Source organism: Streptococcus sp. KR (genome assembly GCF_002238115.1).
Lineage (GTDB): Bacteria > Bacillota > Bacilli > Lactobacillales > Streptococcaceae > Streptococcus.
Window position 1 is genome coordinate 1 of record NZ_NGVM01000156.1, and the last position, 428, is coordinate 428.

Annotated in this window: 1 protein-coding gene and 1 pseudogene; both read left to right on the plus strand. The window is 41.4% G+C overall.

Annotation, left to right across the window (positions count from 1 at the left end; genetic code table 11):
• Positions 1 to 219: hypothetical protein (locus CBI42_RS11380; RefSeq protein WP_142294137.1), on the plus strand; the 219-nt coding region annotated here is incomplete at its 5' end.
• Between the two features lie 27 nt (positions 220 to 246).
• Positions 247 to 428: pseudogene (locus CBI42_RS11385) on the plus strand (hypothetical protein); the annotation flags it as partial.

Below are 428 nucleotides of genomic sequence, written 5' to 3' on the forward strand. Positions count from 1 at the left end.
GCAGTTGTAGATTTTATTAACAAAATTGGAAATATCGGTGGGATTATTGGTATTGGTTGGGCTGCTTGGGGAGCCTGGGACTTAGCAGTAGGAATCAAACGTGAATTGGATGACAAGAAGGATAAAGGAATACAAAGTTTGATTCTAGGAGCTCTTCTTGGGGCAGTTCTAAAAGCTCTTTTTACAGCTTTGGCAACAGGTCTTCAATCCCTTGGTTAGTATGAGGAAGAAAAAGGAGGTGGTTTTATGAACCAATCCACACTTGATCAACTAACCATGAGTCTGAAAGACTATAATGAGACAGCTTATCAGCTGATGGAAACTGTTTCGGGTTCGATGGAGAAGGTAGCAATTTTGCTTCTTCTCCTTTTTATGGGGATCAACCTCATGAACTGGCACCAGCATCTTAAAAGCAATGGTGGGGAGTT